Annotated in this window: 16 protein-coding genes; all 16 read left to right on the top strand. The window is 42.1% G+C overall.

The window, feature by feature from the left end:
- Positions 1–78 precede the first annotated feature (78 nt).
- The 16 genes from tssF to C6H66_RS08370 all read left to right on the top strand — a co-directional run bounded on the left by tssF (position 79) and on the right by C6H66_RS08370 (position 17,821).
- Positions 79–1,845, top strand: coding sequence for a type VI secretion system baseplate subunit TssF (gene tssF / locus C6H66_RS08445; protein WP_105395339.1), 1,767 nt, complete (start codon positions 79–81; stop codon positions 1,843–1,845).
- Positions 1,809–2,885 carry a type VI secretion system baseplate subunit TssG gene (tssG, locus tag C6H66_RS08440; protein ID WP_105395338.1) on the top strand — a complete coding sequence of 359 codons (1,077 nt, stop codon included), beginning with the start codon at positions 1,809–1,811 and terminating at the stop codon, positions 2,883–2,885. The genes tssF and tssG overlap by 37 nt, the downstream gene beginning before the upstream one ends.
- Positions 2,866–3,399 (top strand): type VI secretion system lipoprotein TssJ, encoded by a 534-nt coding sequence (tssJ, locus tag C6H66_RS08435; RefSeq protein WP_046394545.1) that lies wholly within the window; start codon positions 2,866–2,868, stop codon positions 3,397–3,399. Before tssG ends, tssJ begins: the two co-directional genes overlap by 20 nt.
- A 3-nt stretch (positions 3,400–3,402) precedes the next feature.
- On the top strand, positions 3,403–3,837 hold the full coding sequence (tssE, locus tag C6H66_RS08430) for a type VI secretion system baseplate subunit TssE (protein ID WP_036809547.1): 435 nt from the start codon (positions 3,403–3,405) through the stop codon (positions 3,835–3,837).
- 54 nt (positions 3,838–3,891) lie between these two features.
- A complete protein-coding gene (locus tag C6H66_RS08425; protein ID WP_105395337.1) occupies positions 3,892–5,271 on the top strand; it encodes a VasL domain-containing protein in 1,380 nt (459 codons plus the stop codon).
- Between the two features lie 120 nt (positions 5,272–5,391).
- Entirely contained in the window at positions 5,392–6,861 is a 1,470-nt protein-coding gene (locus C6H66_RS08420; protein WP_105395344.1) for an Eco57I restriction-modification methylase domain-containing protein, read from the top strand.
- Positions 6,858–7,805, top strand: a complete 948-nt coding sequence (locus tag C6H66_RS08415) for a BsuBI/PstI family type II restriction endonuclease (protein ID WP_105395336.1) — start codon at positions 6,858–6,860, stop codon at positions 7,803–7,805. The genes C6H66_RS08420 and C6H66_RS08415 overlap by 4 nt, the downstream gene beginning before the upstream one ends.
- A gap of 102 nt (positions 7,806–7,907) precedes the next feature.
- Positions 7,908–8,225, top strand: a complete 318-nt coding sequence (locus C6H66_RS08410; RefSeq protein WP_105395335.1) for a helix-turn-helix domain-containing protein — start codon at positions 7,908–7,910, stop codon at positions 8,223–8,225.
- A gap of 865 nt (positions 8,226–9,090) precedes the next feature.
- Positions 9,091–9,867 carry an SDR family oxidoreductase gene (locus C6H66_RS08405; RefSeq protein ID WP_036809543.1) on the top strand — a complete coding sequence of 259 codons (777 nt, stop codon included), beginning with the start codon at positions 9,091–9,093 and terminating at the stop codon, positions 9,865–9,867.
- Between the two features lie 2 nt (positions 9,868–9,869).
- A complete protein-coding gene (locus C6H66_RS08400) occupies positions 9,870–10,583 on the top strand; it encodes a 4'-phosphopantetheinyl transferase family protein (RefSeq protein ID WP_105395334.1) in 714 nt (237 codons plus the stop codon).
- Complete coding sequence (locus C6H66_RS08395) at positions 10,576–11,391, top strand: cyclase family protein (RefSeq protein ID WP_046396663.1); 816 nt, start codon at positions 10,576–10,578, stop codon at positions 11,389–11,391. The genes C6H66_RS08400 and C6H66_RS08395 overlap by 8 nt, the downstream gene beginning before the upstream one ends.
- A gap of 739 nt (positions 11,392–12,130) precedes the next feature.
- On the top strand, positions 12,131–13,417 hold the full coding sequence (locus C6H66_RS08390) for a beta-ketoacyl-[acyl-carrier-protein] synthase family protein (RefSeq protein WP_052105790.1): 1,287 nt from the start codon (positions 12,131–12,133) through the stop codon (positions 13,415–13,417).
- On the top strand, positions 13,410–14,525 hold the full coding sequence (locus tag C6H66_RS08385; protein WP_105395333.1) for a beta-ketoacyl synthase N-terminal-like domain-containing protein: 1,116 nt from the start codon (positions 13,410–13,412) through the stop codon (positions 14,523–14,525). The genes C6H66_RS08390 and C6H66_RS08385 overlap by 8 nt, the downstream gene beginning before the upstream one ends.
- A gap of 34 nt (positions 14,526–14,559) precedes the next feature.
- The gene (locus tag C6H66_RS08380; RefSeq protein ID WP_046396661.1) at positions 14,560–14,808 is read left to right on the top strand and encodes an acyl carrier protein; all 249 of its coding nucleotides are present in this window, start codon (positions 14,560–14,562) and stop codon (positions 14,806–14,808) included.
- 23 nt (positions 14,809–14,831) lie between these two features.
- Positions 14,832–16,379, top strand: a complete 1,548-nt coding sequence (locus tag C6H66_RS08375; RefSeq protein WP_105395332.1) for a class I adenylate-forming enzyme family protein — start codon at positions 14,832–14,834, stop codon at positions 16,377–16,379.
- On the top strand, positions 16,379–17,821 hold the full coding sequence (locus C6H66_RS08370; RefSeq protein ID WP_105395331.1) for an SRPBCC family protein: 1,443 nt from the start codon (positions 16,379–16,381) through the stop codon (positions 17,819–17,821). Before C6H66_RS08375 ends, C6H66_RS08370 begins: the two co-directional genes overlap by 1 nt.
- Positions 17,822–17,837 lie beyond the last annotated feature (16 nt).

Raw genomic sequence — 17,837 nt, 5'->3', positions numbered from 1 at the left:
ATATAGGTGCGGTCATACACCTTTTCGACGAGTTTTTATCCCTTTTTTTCGTTTTATAACAACCATAAGAGTGATGATATGGATGATTTAATTCTCCGCTATTACGAAGCGGAAATGCACTATCTGCGTGAGGCGGGTAAAGAGTTTGCGCAGGCGCACCCGGATCGGGCCGCCATGCTGAATCTGAGTGACGATCGGGATCTCGATCCTTATGTAGAGCGATTGCTTGAAGGCTTCGCTTTCCTGATGGGGCGGATGCGTCAGAAACTTGATGATGATTTGCCGGAACTGACGGAAGGGCTGGTGAGTTTGCTGTGGCCGCACTATCTGCGCACTATTCCTTCACTCTCTATTGTTGAATTGGCGCCTGATTATCAGACTTTGCCAAAAAGCGAAGTGATCGCCAAAGGGTTTGAAGTGATATCTCAGCCCGTAGGGCCAAGCCAGACCCGCTGCTATTACCGGACTACCCGTGATATACCGATTACACCGCTGCATATCGCTTCTGCGACGTTGCAAAATGAAGCCGACGGTCGTTCAGTGATCCGTTTGCGTTTTGACTGCGGTCAGTTGACGGAGTGGGATAAGGTGGATTTGTCACGGCTGCCTCTGTATCTCAAAGCTGGCCGTCCGGTGAGTTCTGCCTTGCATCTGGCGTTGACCCGACAGACTCAACACATTTACGCACGCTTGCCCAGTCGGGAAGGACGTTCTCGTCTTGATAATGGCTCTTTTTCCCCAATGGGATTCGACAACGATGATGTTTTGTGGCCGAAACAAGAGAGCGCGTTCAGTGGTTATCAATTGTTGCTGGAATATTTTACTTTCCGTGAAAAATTTATGTTTGTGGCGCTCAATGGCCTCGACACGCTAGACATTCCAGCCAATACGCCTTGGTTTGAGTTAGATATCGTACTGAGTGAACCGTGGCCTTATGAGTTGAAATTTTCAGCGGAAAATATCCGATTGCACTGTGTGCCGGTAATCAATTTGTTCCGTGTTGAAGCTGATCCGATGCACATTTCGCGTATGCAAAATGAGTATCTACTGCGCCCAATGCGTATTCAGGATGGTCATACTGAAATTTACTCGGTGGATGAAGTCTCCTCTTCCCGACGAGGTGATGCGCAGTGTTTTGTACCGTTTAGCAGCTTTCGCCATCGGGGCGGCATTATGCGTAGTTCCGCGCCGGAGCGTTATTTCCATACTCGTGTATGTCGAGGCCCCTCGGGTTTGCACGATACCTGGCTGATCCTCGGTGGGGAATCGTTTGAAACCGACCCTGAGCTTGATGATGAAACCCTTTCACTGCGTATTACCGGTACCAACGGGCAGTTACCTCGTCAGGCATTACGTAACACCCAACTTGAGCAGACATTACACTCCGCCGCAGGCCAGCTGCGCGTAAGAAACCTTTGCTCGCCGACATTACCCTGTTATCCCCCGGCGAATGACCGTTTCCACTGGCGGATATTGAGCCATCTCGGTTCTAACTTTCTTAGCATGATGGATAACCCAGAGGTGCTGCGCGGCACGTTAGGTCTTTATAACTGGACCGATGATGAGATGAACTGCCGCTGTCTGGACGCCATTGTTGGGGTGAAACACGCCTTAATCCAACGTTTTGAACAGGGCTTTCTGCTACGGGGCGTTGATATTGAGATAACCCTTAATAGCAACGGCTTCTCCGGCGAGGGCGATATTTTCCTGTTCGGCGAGCTGCTTAACCGTTTCTTCTCGCTGTATACCGATATTCATCTGTTTAACCAATTGACACTGATCCTTCAACCTTCTGGGAGATGTTTGCGATGGCAAGAAAATCACAATCAGCGTATTCCCGGCTAATGCAGCAACTGGCGCCGAATATTTACGATTTTAACTTTTATCGCTTCTGCCAGTTGCTGGAGAGTATGCGAGATGGATGCCCGCCGTTGGGCAGTACGATGTCGCCCGGTGATGATCCGATCCGTTTCCGGCCTGATCCTGGTATGGGTTTTCCCGCCGGCGAGCTGAAAAATGTGGAGTGGGATGAGCAACAACCTGAACAGCCACCAACAGTACGCACGACGTTTCTCGGCCTGTATGGCGTAGATTCACCGCTGCCGACTGCTTATCTGAACGATATCGTCCAGCAGAGTGAAGGCTATGAAGATGTGGCGGACTTTCTGGATATTTTTAACCATCGAATGATGACCCAGTATTACCGTATCTGGCGTAAATATTCCTATCCCGCGACTTATGAACCGAGCGGTCAAGATCAAACATCCCAATGTCTGCTTGGGCTGATTGGTTTGGGGATCACCGGCAGCCAGCAACATATTGCAACGCCGGTTTCTCGCTTTTTGGCCCTACTCAGCATCATGCGATTGCCGACCCGGATAGCGGAAGGGGTGATGGCGCTGGTTAAGCTGCTGGCTCCTCTTACGCAGGTACAAGTGGTTCCTCATGATCGCAGGCGAGTGCGGTTGACTCAGCCGGTTCGCTTAAGTCGTCGCCATCCGGTTCAACTTTCTCAACGCCCAGTATTGGGCAAAGTCGGGACGGATGTTAACAGCCAAATGGAGCTGGAGCTCTATACCGAAGATACCGATGAAGCTCAGGGATGGTTACCGCAGGGGGAACTGCATACCGACCTGTTGGTGTTGTTGCGTGTTTATCTGGGCTGGCGTTGCAGTGTGCGATTACAGCTCACCTTACCCAAATGGGTATTGCCGCCAGCGCAGTTGGGGAAACAGCGTGTTCGGTTAGGCCGAACAGGCGTATTGGGGTTGAAACCAGGATCACAAACGGTTTCTGGCATGGTGAAAATTAATCTGGGGCACTATCAAGGGCTTTTATCGAGTTATCAATATAGGGAGGCCGAGAATGGCAGCTATCAATTTTAAATCCGTCATGATGGGCGGCATAGTGTGTTTGATGACGGTTGGGTTAGCCGGATGTGGTCTGACACAGACCGTAACTGATGGCACGGCAGCTGTTACGCATTCCATTTTCCATAAGCAGGTGAAAACGCTGCGTCTGGATTTCAGTGCGCGCAGCGCACTTAACACTACCGGCGCGCAAGTTCCGCTGAGCACGGTAATACGTGTTTATCAGCTTAAAGACAATAAAGCGTTTGAGCGTGCCAGTTATGCGGAACTGGTGAAAGGCGATAGCGAAGCGCTTAAGGCGGATCGGCTGGCGCAGCGGGATATCCGAGTGGCGCCGAAGGGGAGTGTGTCACTGGATATGCCGATGGAGAAAGCGACACGGTTTGTTGGGGTTGTGGGGCTATTTCACACACCGGATGCCGCCAATAAGAGTTGGCGGTTGGTGATCAGACGTGATGAATTGGATGCTGATAAACCGCGCACCATCGAGTTGGATAAAGGCACACTGACATTGAATGTGAAGGGGTGATCAATGAAACATCTAAGACCTTCGCTTTACGAAATGTTGATGTTTAACTTTAACGGCGGGCTGGATCTCAAACAGATCGATGAACGAAATCAAGTGATTTTATCCGTGATGGATAATATGCAACGTATCCTTAGCAGTCGTGCGGGTTCGATTGCTCATTTGCCGGATTATGGTCTGCCTGATTTCAACGTCATCTTGCAGGGGCTGCCCGCGTCGTCACAGGATCTGATTGCCACAATCGAACACACGTTGTTGACCTATGAGCCGCGTTTGAAACAGGTCTATATCACGTTATTGCCGCAAATTGAGCCGGGACACTTGCGTTATGACATCAACGCTGAGTTGAAAGAGATAGGATTAGTGCGTTTTAGTACAGAATTTGTGCCGGAAGGAAAGGTATTAATCCGCCATTTACGTCAACAGGGCCATATAGATTAACCCCTCTGTTTCATTAGGCTAGCTTGCTGAAATAGTCTGATAAGGATAACTGTTATGACTGCAATATCGTCCGGTAACACGATACATACCGGGGATGACCCACGCGCACTGCCGGAATTCAGGGCGCTGAAAGAAGAAATAGGTAAATTGAACCATCCGGCTCGGCCCGATGTTGATTGGGCCAGAGTTGAACAACTTTGCTTGTCATTGTTTCGATTAAATGGCGTAGAGCTACAAAGTGCCGCCTGGTACACATTGGCCCGAGCTCAACGCACCGGATTAGCCGGTATTGATGAAGGATTAGCATTGATTGATGGATTAGTGAGCCATCAATGGGCGCGGTTCTGGCCTCAACCGACTCATGCGCGGATTGAAATTTTCGCTTGGCTGGTTGCACGTTTACAGCAGGTATTGCGCACTTGCGTCTTCTCTTATCTTGACTTGCCGCTCATTTACAGCGTGGAAAAGGTGCTTGAACAGTTGTGCGGGGTGCTTCAACGTCTGGAGCTGAAACATGTAAGTAAACTTGACAGCTTGCGTGTACAGCTTCACAACAGCGCCCGACGATTAGAGTGTCTGGAGCAGGAAAAAGGCTCTGTACCGGTATCTCTCGCCTCTGCGCAGCCTGTAGAAGGCAATGCTATTTTGCTGCCCGAGGAATCGTCTGCGCTGCAACTGATCTATGTGGTACAGGAGGCAACCTCATCGGTGCAACCGCAAGTCAAAGTCGCTCAGATCTTGGCTGCTTCGCGCTGGAAAGTTTGGCACGGTTTTGTAGCGGGAGTTGTATTTTGTGCGTTAGTGGTGACAGGCAGTTGGCTGGTGGACAAGCTGCAACAACCGTCCCCATTGGTTGAGGCTTTGCTGGCGACGACCTATCCATTACCGCAGACACTGCTGCCAGCTCAACTTGCCGAATTACACCAATCGGACAATGCGGCGCTACTGAGCCGGTTACAGGATAAAACGTTGGATGCAAGTCGTGCGCAACTGACAAATTTAAACGATTTACCGGCCTTGTGGCCCTTGAATTATGGTTCTCATCTATTGCAACAGCTACGCACATTGTGGCCGGCCAGCCAGGCAGTACAGGATATGCAAAATCAGTGGTTACACCGGCGTGAAGCGGCGGCACTGCCTATGCAGGCGTTGGAAAATTACCATCAGGCCCAATTACGCCTGCAACATCTGACAGAACGACTTGACGCACTGGACGAGAAACGTGGTCGTTATCTCACCGGTTCTGAATTGAAGTCTATGGTGTTTGGTATTCGGCAGCCGTTGGCGAATACTCCGCCACTAGAGGAGTTACTGCGTCAACTGGCGGAACAAAAAAAGAGCGGTACCGTATCGCTGGCATTACTGATGCAAATTAATACCCGTTTTAATCAATTGCTGAATCGCTATTATTTGTTGTTGAAAGTAGGAGGGTAAGTTTGTGGCGGGTTAAGAAATTAAAACGGTGTAGAAGACATATTGATGTAAAATCAGGTTTCGTTGTTGCTTGGTGGTGTATCATTTACACTGAACGAAACTCACTATCCAGATATGATAATGCTCCAACAATTAGACACCACAGACAGTGTGCGCCGTAAGATTGCTCCTCGGATTACTAAGAAACGCAAGGCTGAATTCGGTCAATTCATGACCCCTGCTAACATAGCCCGTTTTATGGCATCCCTTTTTCCGCCTAGCACCTTGCGTACCTGCCGTCTATTAGATGCGGGAGCCGGAGTGGGAGCATTGTCGTGTGCCTTCCTTGATCGATGGGTGGCGGGCGGTTTTGACTTTGAGTCCGCCGAGGTGACGGCTTACGAGATTGATGACAACCTGTGTGGCTATCTGTCACAGCACTTGGCTGGATACAATTGTGTCACGCCGCGTATCATCGTGGGTGATTATATCGAATTGGCAACTACCGAAGGTCAGCAGGGGCAAGGCTATACACATGCGATCCTCAATCCTCCTTACAAGAAGATCAACAGCAATTCAGCGCATCGACTGGCTTTGCGCCGTGTTGGTATTGAGACAGTAAACCTCTATTCGGCTTTTGTGGCGCTTGCCGTGTCTGAGGTGGTGCAGGGAGGGCAGATTGTGGCGATCATCCCGCGCAGTTTCTGCAACGGACCCTATTACCGCCCGTTCCGTAATTTCATTCTAGAGCGTGCAGCTATCCGGCATATGCACTTGTTCGAATCGCGCAGCAAAGCATTCAAAGATGACGAAGTTTTGCAGGAGAATATCATCATCCGGTTTGAGTGTGGTGGTCAGCAAGGGCCAGTAACGGTATCAACTTCGACCGATGACACTTTCACTGATCTTGTTACCCATGAGTATCCATTTGATCGGATTGTATTCCCGGATGATCCCGAGCAATTTATCCATGTGCCCACGTCGCCGGAGAAAAGCCCCCTTGAGCTATCCTCGGCGATCCGCTACACGCTGGCTGACCTTGGTATCAAGGTATCTACTGGGCCTGTAGTTGACTTCCGGCTGAAAGCGCACCTGCGCAGCATGCCAGGGCCGGGGACGGTGCCTTTACTCTACCCCGGCCATTTCAGCAGCAACGTTACTCGATGGCCCATCGAAGGTATGAAAAAGCCTAACGCTATTGAACGCAACACTGACACTGAAAAATGGCTTTACCCAAGCGGTTTTTACTGCGTGGTACGGCGTTTTTCGTCCAAAGAGGAAAAGCGTCGAATCATGGCGAATGTGGTTGAACCAGATACATTTGGCGACGCGTCCGTACTGGGCTTCGAGAACCATTTGAACTTATTTCATGAGAACAAGCATGGTTTACCCGAACGATTGGCCCGTGGTTTGGCTCTGTTTCTGAACACGACCGTTGTTGATGAGAATTTTCGACGTTTCAACGGTCATACTCAGGTTAATGCAACTGACCTCAAGATGATGAAGTACCCGAGCCGCGACACGTTGATTGAACTTGGCGAGTGGGCCATGCAGCAAGGAGAACTCACGCAAGTTATGATTGATGCCAAATTAGGGAGCCTAATCGAATGAACGACAAAAACGACTATATCGAAGCTGCGTGTCATATCATCACTTCTTTGGGGTTGCCGCGTGCACAGCAGAATGAGCGTTCTGCTTTGTGTCTGTTGGCCCTATTAAACCTTACGCCGGGTAAGGCGTGGGCTACTGCGGAAAATCCGCTTTTGGGCATCACACCCATCATGAATTGGGTACGAGAGTTCTATAACAAAGAATACGCGCCGAATACCCGCGAGACGTTTCGCCGTCAGACTATGCATCAGTTCTGTCATGCGGGTATTGCCCTTTACAATCCAGATAAACCCGATCGCTCAGTGAACAGTCCCAAGGCGGCTTATCAGATTGAACCCGCTACTTTAGCTTTGTTACGAACCTTTGGTATGCCTGAGTGGTATGACAACCTAACAGCCTATCTGGCCGAGCGGGAAACGTTGATCGCCCGTTATGCCAAAGAGCGTGAACAGAATCGTATTCCTGTTGAGATTGCTCCGGGGAGGAAGATTGCTCTCAGCCCCGGAGAGCATAGCACGCTGATCCGGGCCATTATCGAGGATTTTGCCCCACGCTTTGCCCCGGATAGTGTGTTGGTTTATGTTGGTGATACTGGCGATAAATGGGGTTACTTTGACTCTGAGCTGTTATCTGGGTTAGGTGTTGATGTAGATTCACACGGTAAGATGCCGGATGTGGTACTGCATTACACTGCGAAAAATTGGTTGTTGTTGGTTGAGTCTGTCACTAGTCATGGCCCAGTTGATGGCAAGCGGCATGCCGAGCTTGCCGAATTGTTTGCTGGATCGAAAGCTGGCCTAGTCTACGTTACCGCTTTTCCGAACCGAAGTATTATGAGCCGCTACCTTGGCGAAATTGCATGGGAGAGTGAGGTGTGGGTTGCAGATGCACCATCTCATCTCATTCATTTTAACGGGGTGCGTTTCCTTGGCCCTTATGAATGAGTGTACCGTGTTTGGATAGATATTGCGTTTATATCAAATTTGATATATTTTCTTGCTTGATATCGTTTTCTTACCGGCACTGTACTAATTAAGGCGGAGATTATGGAATTTATAGTAACGAAAAACCCTTATGCTTCATCAAGCGATAATCCTAACGAGGCAAATGATAAACATATTCGCGCTCAATTAATGGTGATCATCCGCAAGATGATTCAGGAGCGTGGTTTAAGTCAGGTAAAAGCGGCGGAGCTTTTGGGAACGACTCAAGCGAGAATTAGTGAAATCATTAATGGAAAGCTGGAAAACCACACTATTGATAAATTATTCAATATGCTAAATCGGCTTGGTTGGAATTTTGAATTTAGTTATCACGAAGGTGTGGTGACTGTCGCGGTAGATAAAATAATAAAAATCGCGTAAATACTATAATAAATATCTGGCAAGGATTTTATTAATAAGTGGATTATTTGTTATAAAGTTAAGATCTAAACTATCCTGATAGAGAATATTGAGAAATTATGATCTTTATATTTAATTCCTTTTAATAACGTTGTTGGAATATATTTATTGATTATATTTAATATAACCAAAAGTTATATTTTATAGAGGAATCCGGTATACATTAAACTGTCACATAAGCTGGCCGGTGATTAACTTTGGTATATCGCCGGTTTTAAACGGTCTGACATCCTGACAGTAAGAATGTGTTATTAGAAGATGTATCATCAATCTATGCTGACAATGGGGTTAATTGGGCACATAAACCTGTTTAAGAGATAGGTAGTAAAAGCTTTCAGATTTTCCTATATTACACGTCGTCCCATCTATCAATTGTCATTCCATGAAAAAATAACCTAACGTTTAATTCATAACATCTTATTTTCCAACCAATTGTAAATAAAGTGGTTATTACTGATTATTTATTTGATTCTCTGATTAGTCAGAAAAAGATGAATTTGTATAGCGGTATGATAAAGTATTTTGGTATTAATACGTTGTAGTAAATGTAACATTGTTATATTATTGATTTTTACGAGAATCAGTTAATATTTTTTGTAAATGCTGACAAAAACTGTCACTAGTTTATGAATAATGCTTGTTAGGGGTAATCGTGTTTTTCCGTGAATAGCAATAATATAACCCTATAGATTTCAAGATGCATCGCGACGGCAAGGGAGTGAATCCCCGGGAGCATAGATAACTCTGTGACCGGGGTGAGTGAGTGCAGCCAACAAAGAGGCAACTTGAAAGATGACGGGTATAAATAACGATAGGAATAGTTCAGATGAAATATGCCTTTATTACCGGTGCGACAGGAGATATTGGTTTCGCAATTACAGAAAGATTAGCTGAGGACGGCTTTGAACCAATATTATTATCGCGTACTCCTGAGCGTCTTGATAGTGCGATTGACAAGTTACGCAATAAATATGGTAGTCAATTTGCAAAGAAAATAGTTTGTGATGTTTCTAATCATGAAGATGTTAAAAAAGCGTTTGACCAACTAGAGCTTGAAGATAATAAGCTGGCGGTGCTTGTGAATTGCGCTGGCATTTCTGGTGGCGGTATTACTGCTGAAATAAGCCCACGAACTTGGCAAAATGTCATAAACATTAATTTAAATGGCACTTATTTTGTTATACATGAAGTTTTGAAAAGAAAATTAATGTCATCTGGCGGCAGAATTATCAATATTGCCTCCACCGGCGGGAAACAAGGTGTTATTCATGGCGCGCCTTATTCTGCTTCTAAGCATGGCGTTGTTGGCCTGACTAAATCATTAGGGCTTGAATTAGCGCGTAATGGTTCAGGTGTTACGGTTAATGCGGTTTGTCCTGGGTTTGTTGAGAGTGAGATGGCGGAGCGTGTCAGAGAGCATTACGCCAGAATTTGGGGCACTGATGTGGCAGAGGCGAAAAGAAGAGTAGAGGAGCGTGTTCCTATCGGAAGATATGTTGAACCTAATGAAGTGGCTGAAATGGTTGCTTATCTTGCATCCCCTCTCGCCGGGGCCGTAACCGCTCAAGCGCTTAATGTGTGTGGTGGATTAGGTAATTACTAATCATGGACGGTGTTTCTTTATCCTCTGATTTTTTTGATCTTTGGATTGTAAAAATCGACGATATTGATTTAGCTTCTATTGAACAGTTAATTCACCGTTCCGATATAGTTCGCCATAATCAAATTTGTTTAGCGGATAGAAGAAAAAAATTTATATTTAGACGGGCTGCATTACGTTATGTTTTAAGTCAGTATTTATCTGATTATGAAATCATAACGAATGATAACGGGAAACCTTATATATCCACGGAGCAAGACTTCAAATATTATTTTTCATTGAGTGCCTCAGGAAACTATTGTGCCATCGGTTTTAGCTCAAGGGAAATAGGTGTTGATATTGAAGTCACTCCTTCTAAGGTAAAATTTTCAGAAATTATTGAATCTTTTATTAAAGATGAGGAGCTGGAATATATGCAAGGTGTAATGTTAAAACAACGATCAGGAGTAAGTCCCGGATTTCATAATTATTATCATTTAATGTCATTATACTATTGGGTTAGACTTGAAGCATATATTAAATTATTTGCTTCGACTTTACATGAGAAATTATTGGCTAATAACCCTGATTCTGTTAAAGATATGAAAGAATTAGAAGCGAGCACATTATTGATTCATAATCAGCAATTTGTTTGTGCCTTCTCTCAAAAGAAGGTAATTTCTACACCAAATATCAAGGAAATAAACTATTCCGAAATTATAAGGAACAAAGATGAGTAATATTATTGACTTAAGTGTTCCTATAGATTGTGATTTTTGGGAACCTGAGAAAGTAACCAGGGGGATCGTTGATCATAAAGAGGGCGCCAATAAATTAGGTGAGAGTTACTTGTATTTCCATACCAGTTCATGGTGGAAAAGAGCCTTTGTAAAACTGTTTAAACGCAAAAAGTGGATCATTGATCACAACGATTTTCCTGATGGTATGGGATTATCACTGATGTATTATCACTTGACCACACATACCGGAACGCATATTGATGCTCCCTATCACTATGGGTGGCATGAAGGGCAAGATCAGCCAGCAACCATTACTGATATTCCTTTGGATTGGTTTTATAGTCATGGTGTATTACTTGATTTTAGTCATGATAATCAGTCAATTGATAAACAGGCGGTAGAAAACCAATTAAAGAAAATTAATTATAAAATAAAAGAAAATGATATTGTCCTTATCAATACCGGAGCTGATAAACTCTTGGGAGCAAAATCCTATTTTACTCACTATAGAGCGATTGAAAGTAGTGCTGTTCAATGGTTAGTGGAGCAAGGGGTAAAGATTATTGGGACAGATGCATTCAGCTTTGATCGGCCATTCATAGAGATGATTAACGATTATAAAAGAACCGGGAATAAAGATTGCTTATGGCCATCTCATTTTATCGGACGTGATCATCCCTATTTACAGATAGAACGGCTTTGTAATTTAACCAGTATTCCTAAACCTTATGGATTTAAAGTGTGCTGTTTTCCAATAAAGTTAGAGAAAGCAGATGCTTCATGGAGTCGAGTGGTCGCAATATTATAATAATAATATATAATTATAGGGTAAGACGGGGGAAATATGAGCAGAAAAGAGACTTCAAGATCATACAACTAAATCTAATAACTTGGGCATACCTTAGATGTTTAGAAAAGGTGCTTGAGGTATGAATTGTGCATGGCATGATTTACTTGTATCGAATCCACAAAGATACAGCTCAGTGTAAATTAATAACTAGAGGTAGAGTAGATACGCCGATTTAATCGGAGATTCCAGTGAGCAAGGCGATATATAGGTTAGCAAAAGAGACATTATCTTTGCTATGTTGTTTGGCTATATCGTTTGGTTATATTGTACTGTGAGCGGGTATATCAGCTCTATGATAATAAATTTGTCATCTCCTTTCTGGATGATTTTTAAGAATAAATTGGTTCATTAAGAAAAAGATTAATTATTCTATCCATATGCAGATCGAAGGGAGTTAACTTAGTTTGGTTTAACCTGAAATATTCATATTATTCTTGCAGTTTAAATAGATGAAAGATCAGTGAAATAACCAAATGGGTATTCAAATGGAGTTGTGGTTTGGTGCTTATTTTCAAGAATTTTGGCTAGGAGATAAAAATCAAATATTATATATGATAAATATAAATTTAAAGATAAATAAAGTAGTTTAATATTACTACTTTCAGATAATGATTTTCTTCAATGAAAATGGGTAGCTTTTATATTAATAAAACTTACCTGAGTAAATGTTTATTCTATTTCTATCGAGATAACTATTGTGATAATAAATAACAGAAATGAATCTCAACCGCGTAGAGTTGTGGTGACAGGGCTAGGTGTTGTTGCGCCGACAGGTGTTGGCGTTAATGAATTCTGGAACAATATTCATAACGGTAAATCAGGAGTGAGTAAATATGAGTGGGGAAGAGAAAGATTTGGCTTTAAAAGCGGAGCAATAGGAAAGGTTCACGGTGACGATAGCAATAACAAAGAGTTTGTTCTGAAAAGTGAGCGTAAATATCTTCAATTTGCATTAGACGCCTCAGAGATGGCGATGCAAGATGCGAATTTAAAACCTTCAGACATTGATGGTCGGCGTTTTGGTGTTGCGATAGCAACGGCGATTGCTGATGCTGCGGGAATGGAAGAGTGTTTACTCAGAATCACCAACGGGGGCAAAGAGAATATTCACCCTGATTTAATTAAATCAGAAGATTATGACAGCTTTGATTTTAGTTCAGCTGCAACCTCTGTTGCGAAAAAATATGGCGCATCTATGTCCGTCAGCAACATATCAACCGGATGTGCGGCAGGACTTGATGCATTAGGTATTGCGATGGAGCATATCCGTTATGGCAGAGCGGATATTATGCTGGCTGGTGCAAGTGAAGCGCCACTTTGTCCGCTTTCTATCGGCTCTTTTGAAGCTTTGGGGGCGCTATCATCAAGAGAGTTGGAAAATCAGCAAGCGGCGACCTGTCCTTTTTCCCTTGAGCGGGATGGATTTGTGATTGCTGAAGGGTGTGGAATATTAATTTTAGAGTCTTATGAACACGCTAAGCAGCGTGGAGCACATATTTATGCTGAATTAGCAGGGTATGCATCCGTCAATAACGCTTATCATATGACTGACTTGCCTGCGGATGGAATGGCAATGGCGCGATGCATTGATATGGCATTGAAGGATGCCCAGGTATCGCCATCAACGGTAAATTATATTAGTGCTCATGGCAGTTCTACGGCTCAAAATGATATTAACGAATCAAATGCGATTAAATTTGTTTTGGGTGAAAATGCATTTGGTATTCCAGTTAACTCATTAAAGTCAATGACAGGTCATGCTTTAGCTGCTGCTAATGCGATCGAGTCTGTCGCATTATGTCTGGAAATAGAAAAGCAGTATGTTCACCCAACAATTAATTATCAAACCCCAGATCCTGATTGTGATTTAGATTATATCCCTAATCAAGGTTGCGCATATCCAATTAAGACCGCGTTAAAATTATCAAGTGGTTTTTCTGGTATTCACAGTGTTATTGTTATGAGGGCAGTAGACAATGCGTAGAAGAGTTGTCGTTACCGGCGTTGGTGCAGTACATCCTGATGGCAATGATGTCACCGCCATAAAATCAAACGTCATTCAGAAGTTATTGGGCCAAGAATCGAAAAATAATACGACCGCAAGTTCTATAATAAGAACATTGAGTGATTTCGATGGCGCGAAATATATCAATAACCGCCTAAGACGCAAAATTGATGAATTTTCGGTTTATGGTATCGTCGCCGTTGAAATGGCATTAAAAGCGAGTAGATTAGATGTAGATAAGCTTGATCCTAATCGCGTTGGAATATATGTCGGAAACTGTTTTGGTGGATGGCAACATATTGAGGATGAAGTTAAAGCGCTCCATATTGAAGGCATAAAGGGAATGGGACCTTATGTCGCCACGGCATGGTTCCCTGCGGCGCTTCAAGGGCAATTGTCGCTGCTTTATGGTTTTAGTGCGCAATCTAAAACGTTTTCCACCTCCGATGTGGCAGGGATGCAAGCAATAGGTTATGCAGCGGAAGCGATTTCTAATGGTGTTGCGGAGGTGATGTTATGTGGCGCGTCAGAACATCTTTCCAGCCCGTTAGTTAAAAATTTACTGGAGAAAACATCAAGCCAGAAACACTCTGAGGTTTTTGGCGAAAAACGGCCAGGAGATTTTTCCGAAGGCGCTGCATTTCTGGTGCTGGAAGAGCGGCAACATGCTTTAGAGCGCGGTGCCTCGATATTATGTGAATTAACCGGTTTTGTTGATTATTTCGCACCGGATAAAAATACCAGAAATTACACTTTAGAATATACTGCTGAGCTATTCAACCATAATGATAATGCTGTATTTATTATGGATGGAATATATGATGATGAAAAAGAGATAACCAGTAAGGCTTTCTCAAATAAAGAGATAAAAACATCATTTATAAATCTGAGGCCCTATTTGAATAATCAATTTTCAGTCAGTGGCGTGATTGATTCAGTCCTGGCATCATCATTCTTGTCAGAAAATAACGGGGATGGAGAACAACAATCTAATAAAATAAATGAGTTTTCAAATACTAACCAAATAATCATTCAGCGCCTCAGTAACCAAGGTCATGTATGTGCGTTGAGTTTTTCAACTATTTAATCTTTAAGATATTTAAGTACGCGAGGAAAAATATATGAGTAATAATCCAGAAGTAAAAATAAAAACAATTTTATCTCTCTTTCTTAACGTTAATATTGATGATTTCGATATGGATGCGAATCTTTCTGACGCTTATGATATGGATTCTACGGAATTAGCTGATTTAGCAAAAGAGATTGAGAAAGAGTTCGGTATTTCTGTGGTGAAAAGTCAATTCAGTCATTGGGATACAGGAAGAGCCGTTCTTGATTTCGTCTCATCAAGTTTAAATGATAAAAATTAATTGCTAATTAAAGGGAAACAGAAATGAAACTAATCTCTATGTTGTTACATTCAGAGCGTGATAATTTACATCATGATTGTATTGTCACTAAAGATTATCATTATACAAGAAAAGAGGTAATATCTTCTGTTTCCCATTTAATTGATGATTTACGTAGTCGAGGAGTTCAAAAAGGTAATAAAGTCATTGTTATATTTGAACATGATGAATTAGGTGTTTTCTTTTTGGCCGCCGCCAGTGCGATGGGGCTGCATTTATTAATGCCCTATAATTTATCATCAGCAACAATCGATGAATGGATTAATTTTACCAATGAAGTGCAATACGATTTTGTTGTTTATCTCAAAAAAGATAGACATTTTGTTGGAAAATTAAAAGAAAACAACATTAATGTGATTGATATTTCAGATCATAAGATTAGGGTTAGTGATGATACAGCGGAAATTCCAATGATAACTTATTCGCCGCAATCTATTGCTAACTTTATTGTTCTGTTCACCAGTGGAAGTACAGGTAAACCGAAAGCCATTAGCATTTCAGAATCGTTAGTGTGTCGTCGAATTTATTCAGTGACAGAGAAATTAAAATTTACTCAAGGTGCTAAGATATTCATGTCAGGTTTGTTGAATAATACAACGGGAGTGATTTTTTCTTTCGGTTCATTATTACATCAATCAACACTCTTTATACCTGAAGATAGAAATGTAGAGAGATGGCCTGATTATCTTTCTCGCAATAAAATCACTCATATTATGTTGCGTCCAGAGTCAATGAAATTATTCGTTAAATCGACAGCGGAACATAATATCGATCTCTCGTGTTTACAGGTTGTTGCTTATGGCGCCGCGGCTATGCCCCCTAGCGTACTTGAAAAAGGGCGCCAATTAATTGGCTGTGAATGGGTGCAGGGATATGGGTTAAGTGAAACTTATGGTCCTTTCTGTTGGGTAGATGAGCAAGATCATCGTGATAAAAGATATCTCAATTCAATTTATTGTGTTGGTAAGATTGATAATACATTGGAAGTGGCGGTTAAACCCATTATTGGCTCATCTGATAATATCGGAGAAATTATATTAAGAGGAGAAAGTATTATGGAGGGATATTACGATGTCCTTTCTGGGGAAATAACGTCTCCTGATGAGTGGTTTGTCACTGGTGATCTCGGTTATATAGATGAAGAGGGTTATTTAATTTTAAAAGGACGTAAGCAGAATACTTTTATGAGTGCTAACGGACATAGAATTTATCCTGAAGAAGTTGAATCTATTTTATCCCGAATACCCAATGTGAATGTGGCTACAGTTGTTGGTTTTTCTTTTCATGAAAATGGGGTTGCTATTGATCAGCCGGTTGCCTGTATGAGTGGAGAGATATCGAAGAAATCATTAGCTGAAATTGAAGATATTATTTCATCGTTTTTAATGAGTAAATTAAGTCGGGAAAAGTGGCCGGATTGGTTCTATGTCACTGATGAATACTTTCCAAAGAGCCATAATGATAAAATATTGAAATCAGAGTTAATTAAATCAATCGATCCTAAAAAACTATTTACATTGAGGAATCAATAATGAATTATGTAGAATCACATTCAATTATTTGTAATGCTCAGGTAGAAGATGTATATCAAATTGTTTTAAATTCTGAAAAATGGCCAGAAATATTTGAGCCTTGCCAAGAAGTAAAAGCTCTCTTTAGGAATAAGGAGGGTGAAAAAATAGAAGTCAAAGCTTTACTTAACGGTGTTTTAATGCAATGGGAATCAAATCGTAAATTTTATCCAGAAACATTTAGTATAAAATCAAAACTGAATCCCCCAATGACATTAGTTAAAGAAATGGAAACGTCATGGCGCGTGATTAAAATTAATTCCCAGCAATGTGTGTTGTTGTTAGAGCATTTGTATGATCTTGAATCTGAAATAACCGGATTAATTGATGGTGTTGAAACAATAGAGCAGGCGCACCAATTTATTAGTAAAGCTATTGATACCAATTCAGTTAAAGAGCTCAATAATATAAAAAATATCGTTGAGTCAACAGAGGGAGTGGAAAAAGTATTAAAAGGAACGATTACTCACTCAGTTGTATGTGAGGCGCCGGCACAGCAGGTCTATGCTTTAGTTAAAGATGTCTCTTGTTGGACCGATATTTTTTCATTCTGTGATGGTGCGGAAGTTTTAAAGAGATCAGGTAATGAAGAATTGGTTGAAATCAAAGCAAAACAAAATAATAAGGCAGTAAGTTGGCAAACGCGGCGATATTATTTTGATGCTATTTACCGAGTTGATTATGTTATGCCTACACCGATGCCATTATTCAAAACAATGAGTGGCAGGTGGCAAATTATTCCTGTTAATGATCAACGCTGTATTATAACGGTACAAAGGAACTGGGCTTTGTTAGAAGATGTCAGTGGTATCGTTGATGGTATTGATAATCATGATCAGGCCAATTCCTTTGTTATCTCATTTATCAATGATAATACTCGAATGGAAATGGATAGTTTCAAGAGTCAGGTAGAACGTCATAAAAAATCAAATTTATTAACTTTCACAGCAGGATATTATATTCCTCACCAATTTGATGATGTTTATAATATATTTTTAAACATCGATGACTGGAGCAAAATATTGCCGCATTGTGATTCAATAAAAGTTATTTATAATGATAATAAACATCAAGAATTTAATATGGAAGTATCAACACCAAATGGAAATGAGACTTTCCGTAGTATACGATTCTGTGATGCGGATAATTTATCAATTGAATATTTTCAACCAGAGCCTCCTTTAGTATTAAAATCTCATAGTGGTTCATGGAGGATATTCAGTAAAGGAAGTGGTTCGTACATTGTTTCTAGTCATGATGTTGAATTAAATCATGATTTGTGTGCAGTTAAATTTGGTACGGAAGATAAAGAAAAACAGCGTGAGATAGTAAAAAATGCTATTTCAGAAAATAGTAAGAAAATGGTCTTTGCTTGTAAAGAGTGGTTAGACACTCGTATTTAGTAAATTAAAGGAAAAT

The organism is Photorhabdus hindustanensis (genome assembly GCF_002968995.1).
Lineage (GTDB): Bacteria > Pseudomonadota > Gammaproteobacteria > Enterobacterales > Enterobacteriaceae > Photorhabdus > Photorhabdus akhurstii.
This window is presented reverse-complemented; position numbering and strand designations above follow the sequence as displayed.